This window comes from Herbiconiux solani NBRC 106740, from assembly GCF_001571005.1.
GTDB classification, from domain to species: Bacteria; Actinomycetota; Actinomycetes; order Actinomycetales; family Microbacteriaceae; genus Herbiconiux; species Herbiconiux solani.
Map to the genome: position 1 here is coordinate 120,273 of NZ_BCST01000003.1, position 15,650 is coordinate 135,922.

Below are 15,650 nucleotides of genomic sequence, written 5' to 3' on the forward strand. Positions count from 1 at the left end.
TGAGGGGGTGGCCGCACCCGCGGTCACCCCCTCAGTCCGTTTGATAGACTGAGCGACCTGCCCTCTCCCCGACATGAGGAGTCCGCGTGATCCTGATCCTGCTGCTGTTCGCAGGATTGTCAGCGCTCACTCCGATTCTCACGAGGCTGCTCTCGACGAAGGTCTTCTACCTCGTCGCCCTCCTCCCAGCCGGCGCGTTCTTCTGGACATTGGCGCAGTCAGGCGTCGTGCTGAGCGAGCACGCCGAGGGCACGGCCTCGATCACCGAGTACGTGCCGTGGATCCCGCAGCTGGACATCGCGCTGTCGTTCCGGATGGACACGCTCGCCTGGCTGCTCGCCCTCGTCGTCACCGGCGTCGGCGCGCTCGTCTTGATCTACTGCGCCCGCTACTTCTCGCGCGACGAGCCCTCGCTCGGCCGCTTCGCCGCGCTGCTCCTCGCCTTCGCGGGCACCATGTTCGGCCTGGTCACCGCCGACGACATCTACATCATGTTCATGTTCTGGGAGATCACGAGCGTGCTCTCCTACCTCCTGATCGGCCACTACACCGGCCGCAAGGAGAGCCGCGGTGCAGCGCTGCAGGCCCTGCTGGTCACCACCTTCGGCGGTCTCGCGATGCTCGTCGGCATCGTGCTGCTGACGGCGGATGCCGGCACCACGAGCATCGCCGAGCTGGTCGCCGACCCGCCGGCCGGCAGCGCGCTGGTCACCGCCTCCATCCTGCTGATCCTGGTCGGCGCCCTGTCGAAGTCGGCCCTCGTGCCCTTCCACTTCTGGCTGCCCGCGGCCATGGCGGCGCCGACACCGGTCAGCGCCTACCTGCACGCCGCCGCCATGGTGAAGGCCGGCATCTACCTGATCGCCCGGCTCGCCCCCGGCTTCGCCGACACCCCGGGGTGGACCCCGGTGCTCGTGAGCCTCGGCGTCTGGACCATGCTGCTCGGCGCCTGGCGCTCGCTCCGCCAGAACGATTTGAAGCTCCTGCTCGCTTACGGCACGGTCAGCCAGCTCGGCTTCCTCACCGTGGTGGTCGGCTTCGGCACGCGCGACGCGGCCCTCGCGGGCGCCGCCCTGCTGCTCGCCCACGCCCTGTTCAAGGCCACCCTCTTCCTCGTCGTCGGCATCATCGACCACGACGAGGGCACCCGCGACCTGCGGGAGATCTCCGGCCTCGGCCGCCGCCGCCCGCTGCTCGCCGCGGTCGCCCTGATCGCCGTGGCCTCGATGGCCGGCATCCCGCCGCTCCTCGGCTTCGTCGCCAAGGAAGGGGTGCTCACCGCGTTCCTCGAGGCGGGTCTCGGCTCGGCCGACGCCCCCGCCGACCCCTGGGGCTGGGTGGCGCTGGTGGGCGTCTCGGTCGGCTCGATCCTCACCGTGGCCTACAGCGCCCGGTTCTTCTGGGGCGCCTTCACCACGAAGAAGAAGACCACGGATGCGCTGGCCGGCCCGCAGGCGCACGCCGCCGCCCACGGCGAACCGGCCCACCCGCCGGCGCGGAGCATCCTCGCCGCACCGGTCGTGCTCACGCTCGCGACGATCGCCTTCGGCTTGCTCGCCTCCCCGCTCGGCCACGCGCTCGAGAGCTACGCCGACACGATGCCGGATGCGGAGACGGCCGACTACCACCTGGCGCTCTGGCACGGGCTCGAGCCCGCCCTCGGCATCTCGGCACTGATCATCGCCGCCGGCCTCGGCCTCTTCGCGCTGCGGAAGCCGTTCGCGCGGCTGCAGAAGAAGGTGCCGGCCCTGGTCGACGCCTCCCGCACCTATTGGGGCATCGTGCGCGCGGTCGACCAGGTCGCCGCACACGTCACGGTCTTCGCCCAGAAGGGCGGTCTGCCGCAGTACATCAGCACGATCCTCGTGGTGTTCGTGCTGTGCCTGGGCACCGCGACCGCCTTCAACCGCACCTGGCCGAGCGAGTTCGTGCTCTTCGACTACCCGGCCCAGGTGTTCGTCGCGGCCGCGATGGCCGTCGCCGCCGTGATGGCCGCCCGGGCGACCCACCGGCTCGCGGCCGTGCTGCTGGTCGGCGCGACGGGATTCGGGCTTGTCGCGCTCTTCGCCTTCCACGGCGCACCGGACCTCGCGCTCACCCAGGCCCTGGTCGAGACCGTCACGGTGGTGGTGTTCGTGCTGGTGCTGCGCCGCCTGCCGCAGAAGATCGCGCAGCACAACAAGCCCGTCCGGCAGGGCCGGCGCATCCTGATCGGCACGCTCGTCGGCGTCACGATGGGCCTCGTCGGCTTCATCGCGCTCGGCGCCCGGCAGGCCGGCGGGCTCGGCGACGAGCTCGCACGGCTCGCGCTCGAGGAGGGCCACGGCAAGAACGTCGTGAACGTGATGCTCGTCGACATCCGCGCCTGGGACACGATGAACGAGCTCTCGGTGCTCGTCGTCGTGGCCACGGGCGTCGCGAGCCTGATCTTCGTGACCGGCCGCAACTTCACGATCCCCCGGCTCCGCGAGTCCCGCGGCCGCCGGCAGGCGACCAACCGTCGCGACCTGGTGGCGGATCCGCACACCGCCGACGCCTCGCCGGACGACCGGCAGCACTCCTGGCTGCTCGGCGGCCGGACGCTGTCGCCGGAGAACCGCTCGCTCATCCTCGAGGTGCTCGTGCGACTGGTCTTCCACCCCGCGATCGTGGTCTCGATCTTCCTGCTGTTCGCCGGTCACAACCTTCCCGGCGGCGGGTTCGCGGCCGGGGTGCTGGCGGGGCTGGCGCTGATTGCGCGCTACCTGGCCGGCGGGCGCTACGAACTCGGCGAGACCATCCCGATCGGTCCGGGCATCCTGCTCGGGGTCGGGATGCTGCTGGCGACCGGCACCGCCGTCGGGTCGCTCTTCGCCGGCGCCGACATCCTCACCTCGGCCTACTTCGAGACCGACGTGCCGCTGCTCGGCCACATCTCGTTCGGCACCTCGACGATCTTCGACGTCGGCGTCTACCTGGTCGTGATCGGGGTCATCCTCGACATCCTCCGCGCGCTCGGCGGCGAGGTCGACCGGCAGCAGGCCGAGGACGACGTCGACGCCGCCCCCGACGACCACTCGGTCGTGGCGGATGAGGCCGACACCCGCGGACGGGTCGCGAGCCGTGCCACCAGCGGCCCGCTCGGCCGGGACGACGAGGCGCGGGCCGGCTCCGGCGACGCGCTGGAAGAGGAGGCCCGCCCATGAACGCCTCGATCACCCTCGTCGTGCTGATGGCCGTGATGTACGGCACCGGCGTCTACGTGATGCTCGAGAAGAGCCTCACCCGCATCCTGATCGGCTTCCTGCTGGTCGGGAACGCGACGAACCTGCTCATCTTCCTGATGTCGGGCCGCTCGGGGTCGTCGCCGATCATCGACGGCGGCACGGCCGACGCGCCCATGGTCGACCCGGTTCCGCAGGTGCTGATGCTGACCGCGATCGTCATCAACTTCGGGGTGACCGCCTTCATCCTGGCGCTGATCTACCGGTCGTGGTGGCTGTCGAACCTCGGCGACGAGGGAGACGACGTGATCGCCGGCGAGGAGGAGCAGGACGCGGCGGAGGCCGACCAGGCGCACGAGTTCCACCAGTCGCTCGAGGGCGACGACGACGCGGTGCGGGCGGTGCTCGGCGAAGGGTCGGGGGCGGGCGACGACGATGACGACGAACCGAGCGAGCAGGAGAGGGATGTGATGCGATGAGCGCCCTCGTTCCCCTGCTCGTGATCATCCCGCTCGTCGGGGCGGCGATCACCCTCATCCTCGGCCGCTACCGCCGGCTGCAGATCGCGATCAGCGTGACGGCCCTGACGGCCGTGACGATCGCGGCCGCCGTGCTGCTCGCCCAGGTCGACAGCACCGGAAACCCGATCGTGGTCAAGGTGGGCGGCTGGGAGCCACCGTTCGGCATCGTGCTCGTGGTCGACCGGCTCTCGGCGATCATGGTCGTGGTCTCGGCGCTCATGCTGCTCGGCGTGCTCGTCTTCGCCGTCGGCCAGGGTCTCGCCGACCGCGACCGCGACACCCCGGTCTCGATCTTCCATCCCACCTACCTGATCCTGTCGGCGGGTCTGTTCGACGCGTTCATCGCGGGCGACCTGTTCAACATGTACGTGGGCTTCGAGATGCTGCTCGCGGCCAGCTACGTGCTGCTGACGCTCGGCGGGACCGGGGCGCGGATCCGGGCCGGCGTCACCTACGTGGTCGTGAGCCTGGTCTCGTCGCTGCTGTTCCTCGGGGCGATCGCGCTGATCTACGGCGCGACCGGAACGGTGACGATGGCGCTGTTGTCGGACCGCATCCGGGAGCTGCCGCTGGACGTGCAGGTCATCCTGTGCGCCGCGCTGCTGATCGGTTTCGCGGTGAAGGCGGCGATCTTCCCGCTCTCGTTCTGGCTGCCGGACTCGTATCCCACCGCGCCGGCCCCGGTCACGGCGGTGTTCGCGGGGTTGCTGACCAAGGTCGGTGTGTACGCGATCATCCGCACCGACAAGCTGCTGTTCTTCGACGTGCCGCTGACCATCCCGTTGCTGATCGTGGGCGGGCTGACGATGCTGATCGGCATTCTCGGCGCGCTCGCGCAGGCCGACGTGAAGCGGCTGCTGTCGTTCACGCTGGTCAGCCACATCGGCTACATGATCTTCGGCGTCGCGATCGGCACCGAGCTCGCCACCGGCGCCACGATCTACTACATCGTGCATCACATCACCGTGCAGACCGCGCTGTTCCTGGTGGTGGGGCTGATCGAGCGGGTCGGCCGTTCGACCTCGATCACGCGGCTCGGCGGGCTGCTGAAGAAGGCGCCGTACGTGGCGATCCTGTTCTTCATCGGGGCGCTGAACCTCGGCGGCATCCCGCCGTTCTCCGGGTTCCTCGGCAAGGTCGGGCTGTTCGAGGCCGGTGCCGAGTCGCCGTCGCCACTGGTCTACGTGCTGATCGGTGCGGGCGTCGTCACCTCGCTGCTGACCCTATACGCGCTCATGCGGGTGTGGAACATGGCGTTCTGGCGGCCCTCCGAAGACGTCGAGGGCTACGAGTCGCCGCTGATCGAATCGCTGCAGGAGAGCCCGGATGCGGTCAACGGCTCGACCACGGGCGTCGGCGTCGCGACGCGCACCTCGGTGCTCATGGTGGGAGCCACGACCGGGCTGATCGTGATGACGCTGTGCCTGACGGTGTTCGCGGGGCCGCTGTTCGAGCTGGCCGGGCGGGCTGCGGGCAACGTGGCGACGCCGGATTCGTACGTCGACTCGGTGTTCCCGGGCGGGGTGCCGTCTGACGTGTCTGTCGGTGGGCCCGCCGGCTCGGGGGGTGCTCGATGAGGGCGCGGATCCTGAGCGGGCTGGTGCCCTTCCTCGGGCTGGTGCTGCTGTGGATGCTGCTGTGGGGCCAGTTCACCTGGCTCGCGCTGATCACCGGCGTGCTGCTCGCGGGCCTGGTCTCGATCACGTTCTACCTGCCCGCCGTGCGGCTGAGCGGGCGGCTCAACCCCTGGTACGGGCTGGTGTTCCTGGTGCGGCTGCTCGTCGACATCGTGCGGGCGTCGTTGCAGATCGCCTGGATCGCGCTGAAGCCGCACTACCGGCCCTCGAACGCGATCTTCGCGGTGCCGCTGCGCACGCGGTCGGATCTCGTGATGGTGTTCACGGCCGAGGCGATCGCGCTCGTGCCCGGGTCGATCGTGCTCGACATCGACCGCGACACGGCGACCCTCTACCTGCACGCGCTGAACGTACAGTCGGCGGAGGACGTGCCGGCGCTGCGGAAGGCGGTGCTGGCGACCGAGCGGCGGCTGATCCTGGCGGCGGGGTCGGCGGACGACCTCGAGCGGCTGCGGACCGGGGCGACGGTGGCGGGGGAGCTGGCGGCGGAGGCGGCGCGGGCGGCGGCGGCGGGTGAGCCCGGGTCTGGCCGCGCGTCCGAACCCGGCGGCGGGTCCGCATCCGCATCCGGCGAGGACTCCGGCACTGACTCGGGCACCGATTCGGAAGGGGCGAGGACATGATCGTGATCGTCGTGATCGCCGGCATCCTGATGGCCGGAGGTGCGCTCGGTGCTCTCTGGCGCATCGTGAAGGGGCCGTCGGCGCTCGACCGGATCATCGCATCCGATGTGCTGGTCGCCACCGCGATGTGCGCGATCGGCGCCGAGATGGCGATCAACCGGCACACCGACAACCTTCCCGTGCTGCTCGGGCTCGCGCTGTTCGGCATCGTGGGCTCGGTCTCGGTCGCCCGATTCATCTCGTCGAGGGATGAGACATGAACCCCATCGACTTCTCGTTCGGCGATGACGGCTTCGACCTGCGCGATGCGGTCACGGCTGTGCTCGTGCTGCTCGCCGCCCTGATGTGCTTCGCGGCGGGCGTCGGGCTGGTGCGGTTCCCGGATGTGCTGTCGCGGCTGCACGCGGCCACGAAGCCCCAGATCCTCGGCCTCATCGCGATCGTGGCCGACGTGGCGGTGACCAACCTCTCGGTCGGAACGGTCACGCTGGCGGTCGCGATCATCTTCTTCCAGGGCCTGACGGCGCCGGCGGCGGCGCACATGACGGGGCGGGCGGCCTTCCGCACCGACCACTTCCGCGAGGACATCCTGGTCGTCGACGAGCTCACCTCCCGCCCCGACGCCGATCGGCGCTCGTAGCCTGTCGCTTGTCATCCGGCGCTTGTCGCTTGTCGTCGGTGGCCTGTCGCCCGTCGCCATTGACACGACCGGCGGATGCTTGCGAGCCTGGAAGCAGGCCGGACTCGGCGTTCCGGCGACGGGAGGGCCACGATGACGGGCCGAATCGAGATCGATCTCTTCAGCACCCTCGACGGGGTCATGCAGGCACCCGGCGGGCCGGACGAGGATCGCGACGGCGGCTTCGCGTTCGGCGGCTGGCAGGCCCCGCTCGAGGATCCCGCGATCGGCGCCGAGGTCATGGCGGGCATCGGCAGGCTCGACGCCCTCCTCCTCGGCCGGCGCACCTACGACATCTTCGCCGCGTACTGGCCGCACCACCTCGACGGCCCGGAGGGCGAGATCGGGCAGACCTTCGACGCCGTTCCGAAGTACGTCGCCTCGCGGGGTGCTCCCGCTCTCGACTGGCGCGACTCGCACCTGATCGGGGACGACCTCGCCGCGCAGATCGCGGGGCTGCGGGAGCGGCACCGCGAGATCCACGTCATCGGCAGTGTGGAGTTCGCGCGCACCCTCGTGGCGGAGGGGCTGTTCGACCGGCTGAACCTCTGGGTCTACCCGATCGTGCTCGGCGCCGGAAAGCGCCTGTTCCCGCCGGACGGCCCCGCACTGGCGTTCGACCTTCTCGAGCCGGCCACCAGCACCCCGGCTGGCAGCGTCATCCTCCACTACGGCCCGACCGGCCGCACCCCCACCACCGGCGACATGACCCAGCCCGCCGCCTAGCCCGACGCACCACATCGCGTCGCGTCGCGTCGCACGTCGCGTCAGCCGGCGGGCGGGAGGAGGGCCGCGTACCAGGGCTCGGCGATCGCCTCGATGGCGGCGGGGTCGAGGTCGGAGAGGGCCGGCAGGTCGAGGAAGTGGCGGGCGATGGTCAGGCCCAGGATGCTCGAGACGAGCATCGCGGCGCGCAGGTCGGCGTCGGCGCGGGCGCTCGTTCGGGCGAGGTCGTCGGCGCGCTCCTGCAGGTACTCCCGCATCGCGTCGGCGGCGTCCGGCGAGGTGAGCATCGAGCGCAGCAGGGCGCGCGTCGCGGGCGGGAGCTCGCGCATCCTGATCTCGAGCACCTCGCCGAGATGGCGGGGCACGTCGGCCGCGGTGAGGTCGGGCTCGGGCCGGACGGCGACCTCGAACAGGCCCTTCTTCGAGCCGTAGTGCTGCAGCACGAGCGACGGGTCGACACCGGCGCGGCGCGCGATGCCGCGGATCGTGGCCCCCTCGACACCCCGGTCACCGAACTCGGCCTGGGCGGCCTCGAGGATGCGCGCGGCCGTCGCCGCCCGGCGTTCGTCGCGGCTCGGAGCACTTTCCATGAATTCACTCTACAACCGTGGAGCGAACAGGCGTAGTCTCACTCAACAGGTAGTGAGCGAACGGCTCACCCGACGCTCGGAAGGAGCGACGATGACGCATCCGATCACCGAACCCGAGGGCTCCCCCGCGCTGATCGCGATCGAGGAGCACTGGACCGAGGCATCCATCGACCGCGCCCTGCGCGCGCTGCCCGAGGCCGACCGCGACCCCAGCCTGGTGCTGAACGACCACGGCGACGTCGGCGAGCGCCTCAACGACATCGGCGAGAGTCGCCTCGCCGCGATGGATGCGCAGGGCGTCGGGATGCAGGTGCTCTCGCTGGCCCCGCCCGGCACGCAGGGACTCCGCGCCGCCGACGCAGTCGCGCTGAGCCGCGACGCGAACGACATCGCCGCCGCCCGCGTGGCCGAGGCGCCGACGCGGTTCGCGGCCCTCGCCAGCCTTCCGCTGGCCGATCCCGCCGCCGCGGCGGTCGAGCTCGAGCGGGCCGCCGGCCTGGGCCTCGTCGGCACGATGGTCTACGGGCGCACCGGCGACGTGCCGCTCGACGACCCGCGCTTCGACGACCTCTGGGCGGTCGCGGCCGACCTCGGGATGCCTGTGTTCATCCATCCGCAGATCCCGCCGAGGGCGGTGCGCGCCGCGTCGTACGGCGGACTCGGCGACCTGCCCGACCTGGCGCTGTCGACCTTCGCCTGGGGCTGGCACCTCGAGGCGGGCACCGCCGCGCTGCGGCTGATGGCGGCCGGTGCGCTCGACCGGCATCCGGAGCTGCAGCTCGTGCTCGGCCACTGGGGCGAGCTGCTGCTGTTCTGGCACGAGCGCGCCGACGGGCTGGCCCGGATGGCGGGGCTCGAGCGGTCGGTCACCGAGTACCTGCGCGAGAACGTCTGGATCACCGCCTCGGGAATGCTCGACCCGGCCCTGCTGCACCATGCGCTCGCGGTCACGACGCCCGACCGCATCCTGTTCTCGACGGACTACCCCTTCCAGCGCCCCACGGCCGAGCAGATCGCGGCCTTCCTCACCGAGCTGCCCGACGCCGCGGCCCGCGAGGCCTTCGCCTCCGGCACCGCCCGCCGCCTCTTCCGCCTCGACGGGCCGGACGGGAGGGACGGGACGGACGGGCCGGACGGGACAGACTGAGGCGAGGGCGGCGCGCGGGCCGGGGCGACGCGAGTAGCTCAGTCGGCCGCGAGCGCCGCGGGCACGGGGTCGGGCTTCGCGGCGGGCGTCTCGGCCGCGACCGACTCGCGGCCCGGGAGGAGGAACGAGAGCACGGTCGCGACCGCCGTGATGCCGATCGCCCACCAGAACGCGGTGTGGAACGCATCGACAGCAGCGCCAGCCGCACCAGCACCAGCACCAGCACCAGCACCAGCACCCACAGCAGACCCCGCCGCCCCCGCCAGCACCACCGCGAGCACCGCCGTGCCGAACGCCCCGCCGAGCTGCTGCGTCAACCGCGTGATCGTGCTCGCGTGCGGCACCTCGGGCCGGTCGAGCCCCACGAAGCCGACCGCCATGATCGGGATCATCACCGCCCCGAGTCCGAAACCGCGCACGACCAGCACGAGCGCGAGCATCCACACACTCGTGTCACCGTCGAAGAACGCGAACGGGATCGTCGACACGAGCACCACGGCGAATCCGAGCACGGCGACGGTCCGCGCGCCGACACGGTCGGTCAGACGCCCGGCCAGCGTGCGGCTGAGCAGCGACCCCACGCCCTGCGGGATGAGCAGCAGACCCGCGCCGAGCGCGTCGGTGCCGCGGAGCTCCTGGAACGACAGCGGCAGCACGAGCATCCCGCCGTACAGCGCCGCGCCCATCAAGAACATCAGCCCCGAGGCGGCGGCGAGCGGCCGGTGCCGCAGCAGCCGGAGGTCGACGAGCGACTCGCGACGACCGCGGGTGGCGTGCAGCACGAAGGCGACGAGCAGCACCGCACCGGCCGCGAGAGGCGCCCAGACGTCGAGGCGGGCGAAGCCGCCGTCGCCGGCCGCATTGCTCAGACCGAAGAGCAGCCCCACGACCGCGGGCGAGAGCAGCACGAGCCCGAGCACGTCGAGGCGGGCGGTGCCGCGCGTCCCGTCGGCCGGGATGAACCGCCACGCCAGCACGAGGCCCGCGATCCCGAACGGCACATTGACCCAGAACAGCCACGGCCAGCTGCCGGCGCCGAGGATGAGGCCGCCGATCACCGGTCCGAGGATGGGGCCGAGCGCGGTCGGCAGCGACGCCACCGACATGACGCGGCCGAGCGACTGCCCGCGCGCCGCCTGCATGAGCAGGGTGGTGAGCAGCGGCATCATCGCGCCGGCGCCGATCCCCTGCACGACGCGGAAGGCGATGAGACTCACCGGGTCCCACGCGAGCGAGCAGAGGATGCTGCCCACCGTGAAGACCACGAGCGCCGCCATCCAGAGGCGGCGGCCCCCGACGCGGTTCTGCAGCCAGCCGACGATCGGTACGGTGACGCCCAGCGCCAACAGGTAACCGGTACTCACCCACTGGATCGTGTCGAGCGTCGTGTCGAGGTCGGTCGCCAGCGTGCGGAGCGCCACGCTCACGATCGTCGAGTCGAAGAGCGGCGCCATCGCGCCGACGACCAGCGCGATGGCCAGCCGGGTCAGGTTCTTGTCCATGTCCACCTTAGATACGTTGAAGTGTCTTATTGGCAGCACTCTACGTCGACGCGATAAGATACGCAAATGGATCTTGTGAAGACACGCCGCCGCGGGGCCGAGCTCGAGGAGGCGCTGCTGGATGCGGCCTGGGCCGAGCTCCAAGAAGTCGGCTACCCGGCATTCACGTACGAGGGCGTCGCCCAGCGCGCCGGCACCTCGAAACCGGTGCTCTACCGGCGCTGGCCCGCGAAGGTGGATCTCGTGCTGGCCACGCTCACCCACGGCGGCCTCTTCATGCGGCGCGAGCTCGCCGACACCGGAACCCTGCGCGGTGACATCCTCGCCACCCTCCGCGACTTCAACGCCGCCCGGGCCGACTTCATGACGGTGATCAGCGTCTACCTCTCGAGCATCCACGCCGACACCGGCCTGACGCCGGCCGATCTGCGCGAGCGCCTGCTCGGCGGGGGTGCCGACACCGGCCGCGTCCTCCTCGAACGCGCGGTCGACCGCGGCGAGATCCCGCAGCGAGAGTGGCCGCGCGGCCTCACCACCCTGCCCGCCGACCTCGTGCGGCACGATCTCGTGATGACACTGAGGCCGCTGCCGGATGCGCGCATCACCGAGATAGTCGACGACCTCTGGCTGCCCCTGGTGCGCTGACGCCCGAGCCGGCCTGGCACCTCGAGAGCCTTGACCGGGCGGCGCGGGCGGTGCTATTTTCCCGGAATGGAAAGTACGAGCGGGGTGCGGACGAGGGCAACCGCAGACGATGAGGCGATCGGCGCGGTGTTCAGCGCCCTGGCCGACCCGACGCGACGGGCGCTCGTTCGGGCCCTCGGCGAGGGCGACGCGACGGTCGGCGAGCTGGCCTCGGGTTTCTCGGTGGGGGTGCCGGCGATCTCGAAGCACCTCTCGGTGCTCGAGGCCGCGGGGCTGGTGTCGCGGCACCGCGAGGCGCAGTGGCGCCGGTGCCGGCTCGAGGCGCAGGCGTTCGACCGGCTCCAGGAGTGGCTGCAGCACTACACCGCCCTCTGGCAGGGCAGCCTCGACCGCCTCGACGAGTTCCTCATCCGCTCACCCGACGAGGAGGCGCGGTCGTGACGGGGTCGAGCTCGATCACCCGGCTCCCCCAGGGGCTGGAGATCTCGCGGCGGTTCGCCGCGTCGCGGGAGCGGATCTTCCGCGCCCTGTCCGAGGCCGACCAGTTGATGCAGTGGTGGGGGCCTGCGAGCTGTCCGGTCGTCGAGTGCTCGGTCGACTTCCGCCCGGGCGGAATCTGGCACTACCGGCTGCACCTGCCCGACGGCGGCGAGGCGTGGACCCGTGCCGTCTACCGCGAGATCTCGGCCCCCGAACGCATCACCTACCGCGAACACTCGTCGGATGCGGCCGGCACCGAAACCCCCGACCGCCCCGCCGCCCTCGGCACCATCACCCTGCGGGCCGACGACGACGGAACCCTCTTCACGGTCACCCTGCGCTACGAGTCGCCGCTCGAGCTCGACCGGGCGATCCGCACCGGGGTCGAGCGTGGGTTCCCGGCGGCGCTCGACCAGCTCGCCGCGCTGCTCGACCGGCCCGGCTTGGTCTACGGGTCCGACCCGCTCGATGGGCCCACCCTCCCGACCGAACCAGCCCGCCCGCTCGACAGGCCCGGCCTTCGCGAGCCGGATGCCGCATCCGTCAGCTCTCCGAAAGGAACCCCATGAGCACCCTCACCTCCCCCGACGGCACGACCCTCGCCTACGAGACGATCGGGTCCGGCCCGGCCGTCATCCTCGTCGACGGAGCCCTGTGCTTCCGCGACGCCGGGCCCATGCGGCCGATCGCCGAAGCCCTCGCGCCGCACTTCAGCGTCACCCTCTACGACCGCCGCGGCCGGGGCGCTAGCACGGACGAGACTGCCATCGATGGCGAAATCGACCCCGTCGCCCGCGAGATCGAGGATCTCGACGCCCTCGTCGAGGCCGCCGGCGGCTCGGCCGTCGCCCTGGGCATCTCCTCCGGAGCGGCCCTCCTCCTGCGCACCGCCGATCGGCTCGGCCCCGACCGCCTCACCCGCATCGCTCTCTACGAACCCCCGTACATGCCCGAGCCGGCCATCCCCGCCGCCGCCCAGTACACGGCCGAACTCACGGCACTGCTCGCCGAGGGCCGGCGCGAGGATGCGGTGGACCTCTTCCTCGCGCGCGTCGGCGTTCCCGAGGCAGGCCTGAAGGGCATGCACCGGTCGCCCACCTGGCCGGCCACGGTCGCTCTCGCCCCGACTCTCGCCTACGACGACGCGGCGCTCGGTGACAGCAGGGTTCCGGTCGGCCTTGCCGAACGCATCCGGATCCCGCTGCTCGGGCTCGCCGGCGGCGCGACCCCGCCCTTCCTCCGGCACGGCGCCGAGGGCGTGGCGGCGGCCGCCCCCGCAGGTCGCTTCGAGCTCGTCGAGGGCCAGACCCACGACATCGCGGCCGCCGCCCTCGAGCCCCACCTGCGAGCGTTCTTCACCGCCGAGGTCTGATCCCCCGACGCCGACACCGGGCCCCACCTAGGCTGGCGTGCATGAAGATGGCAGAGCTCGCGCGCCGATCCGGGATCCCCGTAGCCACGATCAAGTTCTATCTGCGGGAAGGTCTTCTCCCGTCGGGCGAGCACCGCGCTCCCAACCAGGCCGTCTACAGCGACGAGCACCTGCGGCGGCTCTCGATGATCCGCGCTCTTCTCGAGGTCGGCGGCTTGAGCGTCGCCGCCGCCAAGAACGTCCTGCAGGCGATCGACTCGGACCTGCCGCTAGCGCAGACCTTCGAGGTCGCCCAGCGCGCCGTCTCCGAGAAGCCCGACGCGTCGACGCTGAACCCCGAAGCACTCGCCGTCGTCGACGACATCACCGCCGGATGGCACATGTACCCGGACAACCCGGGCCGCCTCGTCGCCGCCCGCACGATCGACACCTTCTGGAGCATCGGGCAGGAGGACACCCACGGCTGGTTCGTCCGATACGCCCAGGCGGCCATGCTCGCCGCAGAAGCCGACCTCGACGAGCTCGAGGCCCGGGAAGGCCGAGGCGCCCAAGCTGAGACCGTGGTGGTCGGCACGCTGCTCGGCGACGCCCTCTTCGCCGCGCTCCACCGCGCGGCGCAAGAACACGTCTCGTCGCTCCGTTTCCCCGCCGAGCCCAAGGGCCCCACGGCGTAGAGCGTCGGAGCAGGCTCGGCGACGCGTCTCCGCCCGCACAAGCGTGGCGCTTCAGAAAGTCCCTTCCACCGGTTCCGAGTGATCGACGTTCAGCTTGACCGTCATCTCGCCGGTGGCGTGGTCTGTAGTTGTTTTGCAGGTCCAGTAATCGACATAGTGGGAATCGTCGGACAGGCGAAACTCAGTCTGTCCCGTAATTTCCCACTCTTCGCTGTGTTCGCCGGCCACCTTGGGCACGGCTCGCACGTTGGTCGTCTCCGACCCGTCGAGAAAGTATTCCGAGTCGGTGTGGGTTGCAACATGCACACACGATTCGACCAGCTTTTCGCCGAGTCCGTGATATTCGACCGGGCCATCCCCGTAATCGGTGCACCCTGCGAGCGGGATCACTAGCAGAAGCCCCGCGGCTGCACCGATCCCGCACCTGACTACTCTCGGAATCACCACCCCTCACTGTCACCCCCGCACCCGACGCTTCAACGGAAGCCTCGCCGAACAAGCGCACGCAGCCGCCGGCCCGCTCTACCGGAACTGCGAGGGATTCCGTTCTTCGGTTGCGGTCTGGACACCCTCCCGACAGTGGAATGAGAGCGCGAGCACTCCGAGGATTCAGCGCGCTGCCAGCTAGTGGCCCTGGCTCCCGAGCTCGATGACCAGCACGCCGATCGCGATCAGCACGATGCCGGCGCCCATCCTCCAGGTGAGTCTCTCCTTGAAGAAGACCCGGGCCCCGACCGCCGTCAGCGCGACCCCGCACGCCGCCCAGATGCCGTAGGCGATGCCGACCGGCATCCCCGCCGCGAGGGCCACCGTGAGCAGACCGAACGCGCTCAGGTAGAACACGGCGACCGGGGCGATCCACCGCTTCTTGCGGAGCCCCTCCGACGCCCGGAGCGACATGGTCGCAGCCGCCTCGAGGATGATCGCGCCGGCGAGCAGAAGCCAGGTCACGATGCGTCCGCCTTCGTTCCGTGCCCGGTCTCCACGAGCACCACCCCGACGATCACGATGCCGATGCCGAGCCCGATGAGGAAGGTGAAGGGCTCCCCGAAGACGATGCTGCCGAGCACCGCGGTCAGCGCCACCCCAGCCGCGGCCCAGATGCCGTAGACGACGCCGATGGGCGTGCCCATCCTCAGCAGCATCGACAGAGCCACGAAGGCGCCACCGTACCCGACGACGGCGAGCACGGCCCACCACGGCGCGTCGATCGCGGCGCGCAACGACAGCGTCGCCATGACCTCGAGCGCGATCGCGCCCGCGAGGAGCAGCCATCTCCTCATCGGCGCTCCTCCCCGGGGAGCAGAGCGAGCAACGCGGCCACCAGCGCTTCACGCCGGGTGTCGTCGAGGGTCAGGATGCCGGTCGACTCCGCGATCCACAGCCCGTTCGCCGCCAGCCAGACCAGAAGCAGCGGGGTCGCGTCCGGCAGGTCGCCGCCGTCGACGGCGAACCAGGTCTGCAGGTAGTCCAGCCACGGCGCCGACAGCCCGGGGCGTCGCACCGCCTCAGAGAACACGGCGAACTCACCGGGCGTCGCCCCGCCGGTGCCGGTGAACTGGACGAAGGCCCTCACCCGCTGCTCCAGGGTCGACTCCGCGAGCGGGATGCCGAGCGCATCCTGCAGTTCGTGCTGCCACCGGCCGATGACGTGCTCGATGATCGCGATCATCATCGCGTCCTTCGAGGGGAAGTGGTACATCAGGCCGGCCTTCGTCAGGCCCGCCTCTCGCGCCACCGCGTCGTAGGTGATGTCGCCGCCGTCGGTGGCGTCGAGCACCCGCATCGCGGCGTCGAGGATCTGGGGGAGTGAGCTGGATCGCATCCCGTCACTAAACCATACGTACGGTA

General features: G+C 71.0%; 19 protein-coding genes. 13 read left to right on the forward strand and 6 right to left on the reverse strand.

What is annotated here, in order from left to right; all coding sequences use genetic code 11:
- Positions 1-86 precede the first annotated feature (86 nt).
- The 7 genes from HSO01S_RS06205 to HSO01S_RS06235 all read left to right on the forward strand — a co-directional run bounded on the left by HSO01S_RS06205 (position 87) and on the right by HSO01S_RS06235 (position 7,389).
- Positions 87-3,185: a Na+/H+ antiporter subunit A gene (locus HSO01S_RS06205; RefSeq protein ID WP_084361386.1), complete on the forward strand. Its 3,099-nt coding sequence runs from the start codon at positions 87-89 to the stop codon at positions 3,183-3,185.
- Positions 3,182-3,682, forward strand: coding sequence for a sodium:proton antiporter (locus HSO01S_RS06210; protein WP_066039713.1), 501 nt, complete (start codon positions 3,182-3,184; stop codon positions 3,680-3,682). Before HSO01S_RS06205 ends, HSO01S_RS06210 begins: the two co-directional genes overlap by 4 nt.
- Positions 3,679-5,301, forward strand: a complete 1,623-nt coding sequence (locus tag HSO01S_RS06215; RefSeq protein ID WP_066039714.1) for a Na+/H+ antiporter subunit D — start codon at positions 3,679-3,681, stop codon at positions 5,299-5,301. Before HSO01S_RS06210 ends, HSO01S_RS06215 begins: the two co-directional genes overlap by 4 nt.
- Complete coding sequence (locus tag HSO01S_RS06220; RefSeq protein WP_084361387.1) at positions 5,298-5,984, forward strand: Na+/H+ antiporter subunit E; 687 nt, start codon at positions 5,298-5,300, stop codon at positions 5,982-5,984. The genes HSO01S_RS06215 and HSO01S_RS06220 overlap by 4 nt, the downstream gene beginning before the upstream one ends.
- Entirely contained in the window at positions 5,981-6,244 is a 264-nt protein-coding gene (locus tag HSO01S_RS06225) for an MrpF/PhaF family protein (protein ID WP_066039716.1), read from the forward strand. The genes HSO01S_RS06220 and HSO01S_RS06225 overlap by 4 nt, the downstream gene beginning before the upstream one ends.
- Positions 6,241-6,624: a monovalent cation/H(+) antiporter subunit G gene (mnhG, locus tag HSO01S_RS06230; protein WP_066039717.1), complete on the forward strand. Its 384-nt coding sequence runs from the start codon at positions 6,241-6,243 to the stop codon at positions 6,622-6,624. Before HSO01S_RS06225 ends, mnhG begins: the two co-directional genes overlap by 4 nt.
- A gap of 132 nt (positions 6,625-6,756) precedes the next feature.
- Positions 6,757-7,389, forward strand: a complete 633-nt coding sequence (locus HSO01S_RS06235) for a dihydrofolate reductase family protein (RefSeq protein ID WP_066039718.1) — start codon at positions 6,757-6,759, stop codon at positions 7,387-7,389.
- A 41-nt stretch (positions 7,390-7,430) separates the two neighbouring features.
- On the opposite strand, the gene HSO01S_RS06240 is transcribed toward HSO01S_RS06235, so the two are convergent.
- Complete coding sequence (locus HSO01S_RS06240) at positions 7,431-7,979, reverse strand: TetR/AcrR family transcriptional regulator (RefSeq protein ID WP_066039719.1); 549 nt, start codon at positions 7,977-7,979, stop codon at positions 7,431-7,433.
- 91 nt (positions 7,980-8,070) lie between these two features.
- On the opposite strand from HSO01S_RS06240, the gene HSO01S_RS06245 reads away from it, so the two are divergent.
- Positions 8,071-9,126, forward strand: a complete 1,056-nt coding sequence (locus HSO01S_RS06245; RefSeq protein WP_066039720.1) for an amidohydrolase family protein — start codon at positions 8,071-8,073, stop codon at positions 9,124-9,126.
- 38 nt (positions 9,127-9,164) lie between these two features.
- On the opposite strand, the gene HSO01S_RS06250 is transcribed toward HSO01S_RS06245, so the two are convergent.
- On the reverse strand, positions 9,165-10,628 hold the full coding sequence (locus HSO01S_RS06250; RefSeq protein ID WP_066039721.1) for an MDR family MFS transporter: 1,464 nt from the start codon (positions 10,626-10,628) through the stop codon (positions 9,165-9,167).
- Between the two features lie 66 nt (positions 10,629-10,694).
- Between HSO01S_RS06250 and HSO01S_RS06255 the strand changes: the two genes are divergently transcribed.
- The 5 genes from HSO01S_RS06255 (at position 10,695) to HSO01S_RS06275 (ending at position 13,799) form a co-directional block, all read left to right on the forward strand.
- The gene (locus HSO01S_RS06255) at positions 10,695-11,273 is read left to right on the forward strand and encodes a TetR/AcrR family transcriptional regulator (RefSeq protein WP_066039722.1); all 579 of its coding nucleotides are present in this window, start codon (positions 10,695-10,697) and stop codon (positions 11,271-11,273) included.
- A 66-nt stretch (positions 11,274-11,339) separates the two neighbouring features.
- Positions 11,340-11,714 carry an ArsR/SmtB family transcription factor gene (locus HSO01S_RS06260; protein WP_066039723.1) on the forward strand — a complete coding sequence of 125 codons (375 nt, stop codon included), beginning with the start codon at positions 11,340-11,342 and terminating at the stop codon, positions 11,712-11,714.
- Positions 11,711-12,322 carry an SRPBCC family protein gene (locus HSO01S_RS06265; protein ID WP_066039724.1) on the forward strand — a complete coding sequence of 204 codons (612 nt, stop codon included), beginning with the start codon at positions 11,711-11,713 and terminating at the stop codon, positions 12,320-12,322. Before HSO01S_RS06260 ends, HSO01S_RS06265 begins: the two co-directional genes overlap by 4 nt.
- Positions 12,319-13,125 carry an alpha/beta fold hydrolase gene (locus HSO01S_RS06270; RefSeq protein ID WP_066039725.1) on the forward strand — a complete coding sequence of 269 codons (807 nt, stop codon included), beginning with the start codon at positions 12,319-12,321 and terminating at the stop codon, positions 13,123-13,125. Before HSO01S_RS06265 ends, HSO01S_RS06270 begins: the two co-directional genes overlap by 4 nt.
- 41 nt (positions 13,126-13,166) lie before the next feature.
- A complete protein-coding gene (locus HSO01S_RS06275) occupies positions 13,167-13,799 on the forward strand; it encodes a MerR family transcriptional regulator (RefSeq protein ID WP_066039726.1) in 633 nt (210 codons plus the stop codon).
- 51 nt (positions 13,800-13,850) lie between these two features.
- On the opposite strand, the gene HSO01S_RS06280 is transcribed toward HSO01S_RS06275, so the two are convergent.
- From HSO01S_RS06280 to HSO01S_RS06295, 4 genes are all read right to left on the reverse strand, one after another.
- Positions 13,851-14,189: a hypothetical protein gene (locus tag HSO01S_RS06280; protein WP_157078943.1), complete on the reverse strand. Its 339-nt coding sequence runs from the start codon at positions 14,187-14,189 to the stop codon at positions 13,851-13,853.
- A 234-nt stretch (positions 14,190-14,423) separates the two neighbouring features.
- Positions 14,424-14,750, reverse strand: a complete 327-nt coding sequence (locus HSO01S_RS06285) for a DMT family transporter (RefSeq protein WP_084361389.1) — start codon at positions 14,748-14,750, stop codon at positions 14,424-14,426.
- A complete protein-coding gene (locus HSO01S_RS06290; RefSeq protein ID WP_066039728.1) occupies positions 14,747-15,082 on the reverse strand; it encodes a DMT family transporter in 336 nt (111 codons plus the stop codon). Before HSO01S_RS06290 ends, HSO01S_RS06285 begins: the two co-directional genes overlap by 4 nt.
- Positions 15,079-15,624 (reverse strand): TetR/AcrR family transcriptional regulator, encoded by a 546-nt coding sequence (locus HSO01S_RS06295; RefSeq protein ID WP_066039729.1) that lies wholly within the window; start codon positions 15,622-15,624, stop codon positions 15,079-15,081. The genes HSO01S_RS06290 and HSO01S_RS06295 overlap by 4 nt, the downstream gene beginning before the upstream one ends.
- Between the last annotated feature and the right edge of the window lie 26 nt (positions 15,625-15,650).

Excerpts from the sequence above, each read along its gene's own strand:
- HSO01S_RS06210 (WP_066039713.1), top strand. The coding sequence starts at position 3,182 with ATGAACGCCTCGATCACCCTCGTCGTGCTGATGGCCGTGATGTACGGC.
- HSO01S_RS06295 (WP_066039729.1), bottom strand. The coding sequence starts at position 15,624 with ATGCGATCCAGCTCACTCCCCCAGATCCTCGACGCCGCGATGCGGGTG.
- HSO01S_RS06255 (WP_066039722.1), top strand. The coding sequence starts at position 10,695 with ATGGATCTTGTGAAGACACGCCGCCGCGGGGCCGAGCTCGAGGAGGCG.
- HSO01S_RS06235 (WP_066039718.1), top strand. The coding sequence starts at position 6,757 with ATGACGGGCCGAATCGAGATCGATCTCTTCAGCACCCTCGACGGGGTC.
- HSO01S_RS06250 (WP_066039721.1), bottom strand. The coding sequence starts at position 10,628 with ATGGACAAGAACCTGACCCGGCTGGCCATCGCGCTGGTCGTCGGCGCG.
- HSO01S_RS06245 (WP_066039720.1), top strand. The coding sequence starts at position 8,071 with ATGACGCATCCGATCACCGAACCCGAGGGCTCCCCCGCGCTGATCGCG.
- HSO01S_RS06275 (WP_066039726.1), top strand. The coding sequence starts at position 13,167 with ATGAAGATGGCAGAGCTCGCGCGCCGATCCGGGATCCCCGTAGCCACG.
- HSO01S_RS06270 (WP_066039725.1), top strand. The coding sequence starts at position 12,319 with ATGAGCACCCTCACCTCCCCCGACGGCACGACCCTCGCCTACGAGACG.
- HSO01S_RS06220 (WP_084361387.1), top strand. The coding sequence starts at position 5,298 with ATGAGGGCGCGGATCCTGAGCGGGCTGGTGCCCTTCCTCGGGCTGGTG.
- HSO01S_RS06225 (WP_066039716.1), top strand. The coding sequence starts at position 5,981 with ATGATCGTGATCGTCGTGATCGCCGGCATCCTGATGGCCGGAGGTGCG.
- mnhG (WP_066039717.1), top strand. The coding sequence starts at position 6,241 with ATGAACCCCATCGACTTCTCGTTCGGCGATGACGGCTTCGACCTGCGC.
- HSO01S_RS06290 (WP_066039728.1), bottom strand. The coding sequence starts at position 15,082 with ATGAGGAGATGGCTGCTCCTCGCGGGCGCGATCGCGCTCGAGGTCATG.
- HSO01S_RS06215 (WP_066039714.1), top strand. The coding sequence starts at position 3,679 with ATGAGCGCCCTCGTTCCCCTGCTCGTGATCATCCCGCTCGTCGGGGCG.
- HSO01S_RS06260 (WP_066039723.1), top strand. The coding sequence starts at position 11,340 with ATGGAAAGTACGAGCGGGGTGCGGACGAGGGCAACCGCAGACGATGAG.
- HSO01S_RS06240 (WP_066039719.1), bottom strand. The coding sequence starts at position 7,979 with ATGGAAAGTGCTCCGAGCCGCGACGAACGCCGGGCGGCGACGGCCGCG.